Source organism: Klebsiella sp. GG_Kp146, assembly GCF_040061975.1.
Classification (GTDB): Bacteria; Pseudomonadota; Gammaproteobacteria; order Enterobacterales; family Enterobacteriaceae; genus Klebsiella; species Klebsiella quasipneumoniae.
Genome location: NZ_JBEAHA010000037.1, coordinates 1 through 634, shown reverse-complemented (window position 1 = coordinate 634; position 634 = coordinate 1). Strand labels below are relative to the sequence as shown.

1 protein-coding gene is annotated in these 634 nt (G+C 60.7%); it reads right to left on the bottom strand.

What is annotated here, in order from left to right; genetic code table 11:
* A partial coding sequence (tssC, locus tag ABLU95_RS21490; RefSeq protein ID WP_348880386.1) for a type VI secretion system contractile sheath large subunit occupies positions 1-634 on the bottom strand: 634 nt, incomplete at both ends.

Here is a 634-nt window from a genome sequence, read left to right as displayed (position 1 = left end):
ACCAGGCCGATGTAGCGGGCGTCGTCGGTTTCCCGAAACGCTTTCCAGCGAATATATTCCGCACGTTCGAAGTAGTTACCGATATCTTTGATGGCGGCGACCTCTTCCATGGTCTCTTTCAGGAAGAAAGCCGGGCCGACGGCGCCGATAAACGGCATGTGGGCGGCAGCGGAAACCCGGGAGATATTGCGCAACAGCGCCACGTCCTGCGCGCTGGCGTCGAACTCATAGGCCGAGATCAGCGAGCCGATCGGCTCGCCGCCGGGGGTGTCGTACTCCGCGGTGTAGGTGTGCCAGTAAAGGCCGCTCTGAATCAGCTCCGGCGCATCCTCAAAGTCCTGACGCAGATCGTCCTTTGAGACGTCGAGGATCTCCGTTTTCACGTTCTGGCGGTAGTCGGTGTTGTCCACCAGCTGTTTGAGGCCGCGCCACAGGGATTCGACCTGCTGAAACTCCGGATGGTGCATCACTGCGTCCAGCTGGCGGCTTATCTGGAAATCCAGTTCAGCGATATGGTGGTCAATCAGCGTTTTATCGAGCTTTTCCACCCGCTGGCCGGACTGGCGGATGCGCTCCATAAACACCTGCATCGCCGCGGTCAGACGCTCCGCCGCCGGCGCCTCGGAGAGCGCGG